We start from the raw sequence: 9,199 nt of genomic DNA on the forward strand, positions 1-9,199 counted from the left end.
CGGACCCGCGGCCGGCGGGCACCGAACCGGCGTGAGTGACACAAGTGACACAAGTGCCAGCAGCGTCTCGGTGCTCACCGGCGACACAATCCTCGGGCGGGGCAGCACGGTGGTGGCGCATCCTGACGGGCGGCTCGGCGATTACCTAGCGAGCCTGCGGCGTCTGCGCGAGCTGGGCGATGCCACCGTCCTTCCTGGCCATGGGCCCGAGCTGCCGGCAGCGGGGCGGGCTTGCGACACGTACCTCAGCCACCGGGAGGCCCGCCTGCGGGCGGTCCGAACAGCCGTCGAGGCAGGCGACACGACAGCCGTGGAGATCGTCCGACGGGTCTATGCCGATGTCGACCCCGCGCTGTGGCCGGCGGCGGAACTATCGGTCCACGCCCAGCTCGAGTACTTGCGCCAGCTCTCTCACTGAGGTAGTCGAATCATCGCCGCAGGCAACGGAAGGCGACGTCTTCCAGACATCCCAGATGGCTCTTTTTCCATCCGAACGTGGCTAAGATCAGCGGGAAAAGAAGATCCCGTACAGTTGGCTTATGCTCGCGGCCGGGAGGCGACTACCCGTGCGTAACGCTCCGCATTTGTCCGACTGCACCAGAACAACTCCGGCATGGAGGCGATACCGGCAAGCCCCGTATATCGGACGGGCCGGCTGGATGTCCTTGCCACACCCCGGCTACGGGATGTTCCGATGATCACATCGCCCATCGCCGGCACCCTGCGCTGCCCACGCTGCGGCACCCCCACCGTTCCCGGCGGGCGGTTCTGCTTCCACTGCGGCTTGCCCCTCCAGACCGAAAACGGTCTGGGCGCGGACGAAGGTGCCGAGCGCCGGGTGGTCACCGTCCTGTTCGGTGACCTCTCGGACTTCACCGCGTGGGCCGAGGACCTCGATCCCGAACGGGTCGGTGAGGTCACCGACCGGGTGCTCGCCGCGCTCGCTCGCGATGTCGCCGAGGTCGGTGGACGGGTCGACAACCTGACCGGCGACGGCATCATGGCCGTGTTCGGAGCACCGACCGCGCACGAGGACGACCCGGAGCGAGCCGTCCGCGCGGCCGCCGCGATGCAGGAGACCGTCCGCCGGCTGGTCACCGACGAGGCCGGCGGTGGGCGCCATCTCGGCCTGCGGGTCGGGATCAACACCGGCGAGGTACTGGCCGGCATTCAGGCGTCACTGAGCTACACGGTGATCGGCGACACTGTCAACACCGCCGCACGGCTGTCTGACGCGGCGGCGGTCGGCGCCGTGTACGCCGGACACCACACCGTGGTCGCCACCACCTCGGTGGCAACGTGGCGGCCGCTGCCAGCACTGAAACTCAAGGGCAAGCGTGAGCCCGTCCCGGCCTACGAACTGGTCAGTCTGCGGCCGTCCAACGTCGCCCGGCCCAGCCACGGTGACGACGCGCCGTTCACCGGCCGGGACCAGCAGCTCGCGGTTCTCGTATCCGCCTTCCGGGATGTCGTCGCCCATGGCCAGCCACGGACGGTGGTCGTCACCGGCGAGGCCGGGATCGGCAAGACCCGCATCGCGGCGGAACTCGCCCGCCAGGTCGGTACGCAGCCCGACGCCAGGGTGCTGTGGGGACGTACGGTCCGCCACGGTGACGGGCGGGACCTCGCGCCGCTGATGGACATCGTGCGGACGGCATCCGGGGTGGGCGAAGGCGACAGCCCGGACCGGGTCGCCGAACGGGTCCGGCGCACCGTCGGCCGCCTCGAGCACCCCGCCGCGCGCACCCGCATTCCCGGCGGAGTGGCGGACAAGCTGCTCGCTCTGCTGGGCGTCCCGCCAGAAGGCCGTTCAACAGTCACCGCGGAGACCCCGCCGGGTGATCCGGCGGGCCGCGACGCCCATCCCGACAGCCATGCCGTCCGGGCCGTCGACGCGATCGTCGACGACGTCGCTGTGCTGCTCGGGGGGCTGTCCGACGACGGCCCGCTGGTGATCATCCTAGATGATCTGGAGTGGGCGACGACCGCGCTGTGGCAGGGATTACGGCGTTTCGCAAGCCGGCTGCGCGGACCGGTCCTGCTCGTCCTGCTCGACCGTGAGGCCCCGCCCTTGACCGGGCTGCCCAACCCGGAGCTGCTCGCGCTGGCGCCGCTGGCGGAAGCCGCCGCGGCGAGGCTGCTGCGGGACTATCTCGGCGGCGCCGAACTTGACGAGAACGCCCGCGCCGCGCTGCTCGGGCGGGTACACGGAAACCCGTTCTTCCTCACCGAGCTGCTGAACCTGCTGGTGGACCGCGGTGTACTGCACCGGGGCTCCCAGAGCGCGGGGCCAGCGCTCGTCCGCACCGAGGAACTCGCGGCATCGGGATCCACCGTGCAGCGCACCCGCCGCCGCCAGTCGGCCGGTATCGAGCCCTCCAGCTGGGTGCTTGAGGGATCCCTGCCGGAGACCACGCTGCCGGCCGGGGTGCAGTCGGTGCTGGCGGCCCGTATCGACGACCTGGACCCGATCGCGAAGGCCGTCCTGCGGTCCGCGTCGGTGCTCGGCAGCCGGTTTCCCGCCGACGCGTTGCCCGCGCTGGAGGACCGCCGGGGCGACCAGGTCCACCGGGCGCTGGCAACCCTCACCGAACGCCAGCTCCTGCGGCCCGCGCATCCCGGGGAACCGTTGTGGACGTTCGTCCATCCGATGGCCCGCGATGTAGCCTACGCCGGCCTGCCCAAGGTGGAGCGGGCCCGCCGGCACGCGGCGGCCGCGCAATGGGGGGTGGAGTTCCTCAGCGGCTCCGAGGCGGAGGTCGCTGCCTTTGTCGGGCATCATGCCGAACGCGCCCACGACCTGGCGGCATCGATGGCGCTGCCCGCCACGGACCCCGCGTGGTCGGCTCGCGAGCCCGGCTTCCATGCCCTGGTACGGGTCGCCCGCTCGGCGTTGGCCCGCGACGATCATCGCGGCGCCAGCGACTTGATCACAAGTGCGCGCAGGCTCGGCCGCGGCATCGTCAACGAGATCGACGATCTCGGGGCAGTCGTGCTGCATGCCGAGGCGCTGGCATCCCTGCGCCGTCTGGATGAGGCCGAACGCACCCTTCGGCCCGCGCTCCGGGTCACCACCCCTGAGCTCCGGGCCGCCGCCTACCGCGTCCTCGGCGATCTCCGGCACAAGCAGGGCCGGGACGAGCAGGCCGCTACTGCGCTCGTCACCGCGCTGGAGCAGGCTCAGCTCGCCGGCAGCGACCGGCTGGTAGCGGCGACCCTGCGTCAGCTTGGTCTGCTGGAATACGCCGCCGGCCGGGTGCGCCACGCCGAGAAGCGGTTCACCGATGCGCTGACGCTGGCCCGCCGGGTCGGCGACCCGCGCGGGGTCGGCTGGGCGCTCCAGCACCTTGCCTGGAGCGCGACCACCCGTGGGGACTACCCGAATGCCGAAAAGTACCTGCGGGACGCCTCCGAGGTCTTCAGGCGGTTGGACGACACCGGTGGCCTGGGCTGGTGCGCTGGCACCGAGACACTGGTCTGGCTGCTGTCAGGCCAGCTCAGTCATGCTCGCCACATCGCGCGGGAGCTGATCGAGATGGCCGAGGCGATGGGCGAGCGATGGGGCCTGGCCGTGTGCCTGACCATCGACGCGATCGCCGCCGCCGAACTCGGGGACGTCGCCGAGGCCGAAGCGGAGGCCGAGCGCGCGGCGGAGTTGTTCCGTGCCACCGGTGATACCTGGGGAGCCGCGCTCACCCTCGTGGCCAAGGGGCTCGCCGCTCGCGGCGCGGGTGATCCGGAACGGGGCGCGGCCCACCTGGAGGACGCCCATGCCGCCGCCAACATGGGCCGCCACGCGGTGGTGGGTGCGCTTGCCCTGGTCCTGCTGGGGCTGACCCGGCTCGACGCCGGGCTGATCGACTCGGCTGAGCAGGCCGCGTCCCTCGCGCTGGAAACCCTGGACGGCCTTGAGCTGCAGCCCCACGCGCAGCTGGGGGCAAAAGTGCTGGTCGCCCAGGTTGCGCGGGCTCGTGGGCGGCTACAGGAGTCGATCAGTCTGCTGGAGCAGGCGCTGGCCGCCGGCGAACCGGCGACCCTGCTGTTCCCACGTCGTCAGGCCTACGCGCATCTCGCCGGCACTCTGCTGGACGCGGGCAGACCGGCCGAGGCGCTGGCTGTTGCCCGGCGAGCGGTCGAGGTGGAGGCGGAGGACATCCGCGCCCAGGTGCTGGCCTGGCGGGCGCTGGGCACCGCCCTGGTCGCCGTCGGCAAACCCGCCGAGGCTCGGGCGGCATACGAGAAGGCGCTGGATGCGGCTACCGCGACGGGCGCGGTGAGCGAGGTCTCACAGACCCGTCGACTGCTCGCCGCCGTCCCAGCGGCCGCGGCTGTCCCGGACGCGGCGCCGGACAGCTACCCCACGGGCCTGGGCACGTCGCCAGCTGGGCCACCGACGGCGCCACTGGCCATACCGCCGACGGCGCCACCGGCCATACCCAGGCTGGCCGCTGAGCCGAGCGGGCAGGCATAGCGCAGGCCGGACGCGACGTGCCGGATCGAGCGGGTCTCACGGCGGAACGAGTCCCACAACGGAGCGGGTCTCGCGGCGGGCCCAGGCAACGCGCCAGTGCGCTGCCTGGGCCCGCCGGGGTGGGTGCGGGCCGGCCTGTGCCCCCTGCAGACCGGTTCTAGCGAGCGCGCCGGGCGAGCCTTTCCCGGTCGAGCAGAACCACCGCGCGGGAGTCCAGGCGCAGCCAGCCACGCGTGGCGAAATCCGCCAGCGCCTTGTTGACCGTCTCGCGGGACGCCCCGACCAGTTGGGCGAGCTCTTCCTGAGTAAGACCATGCTCGACCCGGACCCCGGCCGCCTCGTTGCCGGGCTGTGCCGGTTCGCCGAACCGTTCAGCCAGGTCAAGAAGGGCCTTGGCCACTCGTCCAGGCACGTCGGTGAACACCATGTCGGCCATGGAGTCGTTGGTTCGCCGCAGGCGTTGTGCCAGTACTCGAAGCAGCAGCGATGCCGCCTCGGGACGGGTGGCCAACCACGGCCGCAGCGCGGTGTGCTCCAGGGAGACCAACGATGCGTCGGTCACCGCTGTCGCGCTGGCCGTACGAGGCCCTGGGTCGAACAGCGACAGTTCACCGAAGAGGTCCCCAGGCCCCATCACCATGAGGAGATTCTCCCGGCCGTCGGACGCGGCGCGCCCGATCTTGACTTTTCCGGCAAGGATCACGAAGACACGGTCTCCGGTTTCACCTTCACGAAACAGTACTTCGCCTCGGGTAACGTTCTGGCGTTCAAGATGATCATTAAGGGCCTGTCGATCCTGTTCGGACAGGCCGGCAAACATGGGAACACGGGCAAGCAGATCGTCCACGGCGTCCGAGCATGCCAGGAGTGGAGCCAAAGGGCACGACCTGAAAGCCGTAACAGGCTGTCGGGTCTTGAACAGGTCGGCCCAATCGGGGTATTTCAGGCCCGGACGGCCCGTCCAGGAACGAGATCACGCACAGCGGCATACACGCATCGAGAGATTATATAACTCTCCGTAGTCGGAAAAACAAGAAAAATCAACGAAAGGCCAACTGGAACTCATCCTCACACCGCCCGGTGCTTACCCGGCGTCGATCGCCGCAAACGTCGGCGGTAACGCTCCAGCGCGACTGGCAGGCCCTGGGAGACGAAGGTGCTCACCTCGTCCGGCCGGGCGTTGGCAAGGAAGCCCTCCAGGCCCTGCCCCGAGTCGGCGGCACGCAGGGGACGCTCAACCCGCTCCATCGCAAGCAGCAGGGCAAGCAGCACGAGGGGAAAGGAGATCGCGGCAATCAGAAACATGGCGGGCACTATGGTGACGGATGACTGTGCGTAACCAGCACGTGGGGTCCGGATGCGTCCTGCGACATTGAACACATCCGCGACGCAGACCGGAAGCTAGCGTGATCAGCTCGCCCGTTACCCTGGATCCGTGCCCGTCACCGTCAACACCGCCACGGAGAGCCCGCTGGCGCGGACACGGCGAGCCCGCAAGATCATCAGAACCCTCGGCGACCTCCACCCGGATGCCCGGATCGCGCTGAACTTCAGCAGCCCCCTGGAGCTCCTCGTCGCGACGGTCCTGTCCGCGCAGTGCACGGACAAGAAGGTCAACGAGGTGACCCCGACGCTCTTCGCGCTGTATCGCACGGCCAGCGACTATGCCGGCGCGGACCGCACGGAGCTGGAAGCCGTCCTGCGTCCGACGGGCTTCTTCCGAGCGAAGGCACATTCGATCATCGGAATCGGCGCCGCGCTGGTCGACCGTTTCGCCGGCGACGTACCCGCGTGCCTCGACGACCTCGTCACGCTGCCCGGTGTCGGCCGCAAGACCGCCAACGTGGTGCTCGGACACGCCTTCGACATACCCGGGATCACGGTGGACACCCATGTCGGACGCTTGTCCCGCAGATTCGGGCTGACCAGCAACACCGATCCGGTCAAGGTTGAGAACGACCTTGCCGAGCTGCTCGAGCGCCACGACTACACGATCGCGTCCGACCGAATGATCTTTCATGGCCGGCGGATCTGCCACTCCCGCCGCCCGGCATGCGGAGCGTGCGGCGTGGCCCGCCTGTGCCCGTCGTTCGGCCTCGGCCCGACCACCTCAGATGACGCCGCGCGGCTGGTCCGCAAGGGCGTCGAAGCGGTCAGTTGAGCCCCGGACCGCATCCGGACGACACCGGAGCTCCCCGATCGGCGCGCTACCCTCGGGACGCCACGCCGGACCAGCCAGGTCGGCCACATCAGCCAGGATGGCTCGCTGACCTGGCCGATGCCCTGCGTTCGGCCCGCCCTGACGAACTGCAATCACGTAACCACGTGCCGGCGACGAACGGCGCGCGCCCGGCAGCCGTGCTCATGCTGCTCGGAGACGGCCCGGCCGGAACGGACATCCTGCTCATCGAACGTGCGCCTGACCTGCGCAGCCACGGCGGGCAGCCGGCCTTCCCCGGTGGCGCCACCGATCCCTGCGACGCGTCCCCGGCAGCCACAGCGCTGCGGGAGGCCCGGGAGGAGGTCGGGCTGGACCCGGAATGCGTCCAGGTGCTCGCCACTGGCCCCGCTCTCTACCTGCCACCCAGCGACTTCCTGGTCACACCCGTGCTGGCGTGGTGGCACACGCCGTGCTCGGTGGCTCCGCTGGACTCGAACGAGACGTCATCGGTCGCGCGGGTGCCTGTCGCGACGTTGGCGGACCCAGCAAATCGGGTGCTGGCCCATCACCCGCGGACCGGCTACCGCGGACCGGCCTTCCGCGCACACGGCATGTTCATCTGGGGCTTCACCGGTGGGCTGCTCGCCGCGCTGCTGCGGATGGGGGGCTGGGAGCGCCCGTGGCTTCCAGCCGAGCAGGTCGAAGCCCCTGTAGCCGCCATATCAGCGCCCTCCGACGCCGAGCGGGCGCCGGAACTGACGGGTGAGTCCGGATGAGCACCCCCCGGACGATACGGTCAATCCGCTCGATGAGGGACCGGAGGCAACCATGAGCGCAATAACCGGCATGAGCCCAATGACCGGCCCGGACGACAGCGTCAAGCGCCCACCGCCCCGGCCCGGCGGACTCCGGCGCCGGCGCACCGGCGTCCCCGCGACGACAGGGACTGTTCGCGTTGCGGTGAGCGTTGTCCTCGCGATCCTCGTGGCGCTCCCGCTCGGCGGTTGCGGCAACAGCAAGACGACCAGCTCGGCGACGGCCGTCTCAAGCGCCACACCGAAGATCGAAAACGATACACAGGTCTTCGACGTCGTGGGTACCGCGTCACTTCAGTTCACGCCCGCGACGCTGATCGCGAAACCCGGAAAAATCACGGTGAACCTGACCGTCGAGCGCGGCTCACCCCCGCACAACTTCGTGATCTCGACGATCCCGGCAGCCCGGACCAACTACGCCACGACCGATACGCCACGTTCCGTCACATTCACAGTGGATCAACCTGGCCAGTACCCGTTCATCTGCACGATCCACCCGAACATGCGTGGCACACTGATAATCAGCTAACGGATAGCGGGCCGCCAGACATGTTCGACATGCTTGACATCATCCTGCTCGTCACAGTGATTGTCTTTGGCGTGTCCGGCTACCGGCAGGGCTTCGTCGTCGGGGCGCTGTCCTTCGTCGGCTTTCTCGGTGGCGGCGTGCTGGGCGCGAACATCGCCGCGCCGTTCGCGCGGCTCATCGGGGCCGAGACGAACGGTGCCGTGGTCGGCATCCTGGTCGTTCTTGGACTCGCCCTGGTCGGACAGATCGCCGCCACCGCCATCGGGGCGGCCCTGCGCAACCGGCTCACCTGGCAACCCGGCCAGACCGTCGACTCGGTCGCCGGCGCGTTGCTGTCGGGGATCTCAGTGCTGCTGGTGGCCTGGCTGCTGGCGACGGCCATCGACCGGTCCCCGTTCAGCACCCTCGCCGAGCATGTGCGCCGATCAGAAATCCTGACAACCGTCGACGGGGCCATGCCGGACACGTTCCGTAATGCCTTTGCGGACCTCCGCCAGCTTGCCGACCAGCGGGGCTTCCCGGAGGTCTTCTCCAGCCTCGGCGGCGGGCGAATTGTGCCCGTCGAGCCACCGGACGCGCAGGCAGCCGCGACCGCGGGCGTACAGGCCGCCTCGGCCAGCATTCTGAAGATCCGGGGCGTCGCGCCGTCGTGTTCCAAACAGGTCGAAGGCTCCGGTTTCGTCTACGCCGCGGAGCGGGTGATGACAAACGCCCACGTCGTCGCCGGAGTGACGCGGCCACAGGTCGAAGTGGGCAACACCATGATGGCGGCCAGGGTGGTGCTGTTCAACCCGGACACCGACATCGCGGTCCTGTACGTGCCCGGACTGCGCCGGGCCCCGCTGGCCTTTCAGGCCGATCCAGCGGGCCGCGCGGGCGATGACGCGGTCGTCGCCGGATACCCCCAGGACGGCCCTTACACGACTGCGGCGGCACGCATCCGCAATCGTCAGACAGCCAGAGCACCCAACATCTACTCGCAGGGCACGGTGCTGCGTGACATCTACGCCGTCCGCGGCCAGGTGCTGCCGGGAAACTCCGGTGGACCGCTGTTGTCCGAGGCGGGCACCGTCTACGGAGTCGTGTTCGCCGCCGCGACGAACGACTCGGCGACCGGCTATGCGCTGACCAGCGCCGAGGTGGACAGCTCGGCGAACGCCGGTCGTGTCGCGACCGCCCAGGTCAGCACCCAGGGCTGTGACTAGTGGTCGCCGCCGGAAGTT

The 9,199-nt window shown here is 69.7% G+C and carries 7 protein-coding genes and 1 pseudogene; 6 read left to right on the top strand and 2 right to left on the bottom strand.

Translation table 11 applies throughout. From position 1 onward, the window contains the following. Together MJ785_RS10330 and MJ785_RS10335 are read left to right on the top strand one after the other, a co-directional pair. A pseudogene (locus MJ785_RS10330) lies at window positions 1–418 on the top strand (MBL fold metallo-hydrolase); the annotation flags it as partial. A 276-nt stretch (window positions 419–694) separates the two neighbouring features. Then, the gene (locus MJ785_RS10335; protein ID WP_239311001.1) at window positions 695–4,471 is read left to right on the top strand and encodes a tetratricopeptide repeat protein; all 3,777 of its coding nucleotides are present in this window, start codon (window positions 695–697) and stop codon (window positions 4,469–4,471) included. Between the two features lie 157 nt (window positions 4,472–4,628). Here MJ785_RS10335 and MJ785_RS10340 read toward each other — a convergent pair whose 3' ends face one another. Beyond that, window positions 4,629–5,318, bottom strand: coding sequence for a Crp/Fnr family transcriptional regulator (locus MJ785_RS10340; protein WP_239311006.1), 690 nt, complete (start codon window positions 5,316–5,318; stop codon window positions 4,629–4,631). A 221-nt stretch (window positions 5,319–5,539) separates the two neighbouring features. After that, a complete protein-coding gene (locus MJ785_RS10345) occupies window positions 5,540–5,776 on the bottom strand; it encodes a hypothetical protein (RefSeq protein ID WP_239311007.1) in 237 nt (78 codons plus the stop codon). Window positions 5,777–5,906: 130 nt separating this feature from the next. Between MJ785_RS10345 and nth the strand changes: the two genes are divergently transcribed. Genes nth through MJ785_RS10365 form a run of 4 tightly spaced genes read left to right on the top strand, consistent with a single transcriptional unit; the run spans window position 5,907 to window position 9,181 of the window. Continuing rightward, complete coding sequence (gene nth, locus MJ785_RS10350; RefSeq protein WP_239380595.1) at window positions 5,907–6,632, top strand: endonuclease III; 726 nt, start codon at window positions 5,907–5,909, stop codon at window positions 6,630–6,632. After that, window positions 6,629–7,408 carry a CoA pyrophosphatase gene (locus MJ785_RS10355; protein WP_370652717.1) on the top strand — a complete coding sequence of 260 codons (780 nt, stop codon included), beginning with the start codon at window positions 6,629–6,631 and terminating at the stop codon, window positions 7,406–7,408. The genes nth and MJ785_RS10355 overlap by 4 nt, the downstream gene beginning before the upstream one ends. Before the next feature lie 52 nt (window positions 7,409–7,460). Continuing rightward, a complete protein-coding gene (locus tag MJ785_RS10360) occupies window positions 7,461–7,976 on the top strand; it encodes a cupredoxin domain-containing protein (protein ID WP_239311003.1) in 516 nt (171 codons plus the stop codon). Window positions 7,977–7,996: 20 nt separating this feature from the next. Beyond that, entirely contained in the window at window positions 7,997–9,181 is a 1,185-nt protein-coding gene (locus tag MJ785_RS10365; RefSeq protein WP_239380604.1) for a MarP family serine protease, read from the top strand. The last annotated feature ends 18 nt before the right edge of the window (window positions 9,182–9,199 follow it).

Origin of the sequence: Protofrankia sp. CiT1, assembly GCF_917627335.1 — a bacterium.
Taxonomy (GTDB): domain Bacteria; phylum Actinomycetota; class Actinomycetes; order Frankiales; family Frankiaceae; genus Protofrankia.

Coding starts and splice junctions, on each gene's coding strand:
- MJ785_RS10335 (WP_239311001.1), top strand. CDS start 695: ATGATCACATCGCCCATCGCCGGCACCCTGCGCTGCCCACGCTGCGGC.
- MJ785_RS10345 (WP_239311007.1), bottom strand. CDS start 5,776: ATGTTTCTGATTGCCGCGATCTCCTTTCCCCTCGTGCTGCTTGCCCTG.
- MJ785_RS10360 (WP_239311003.1), top strand. CDS start 7,461: ATGAGCGCAATAACCGGCATGAGCCCAATGACCGGCCCGGACGACAGC.
- MJ785_RS10365 (WP_239380604.1), top strand. CDS start 7,997: ATGTTCGACATGCTTGACATCATCCTGCTCGTCACAGTGATTGTCTTT.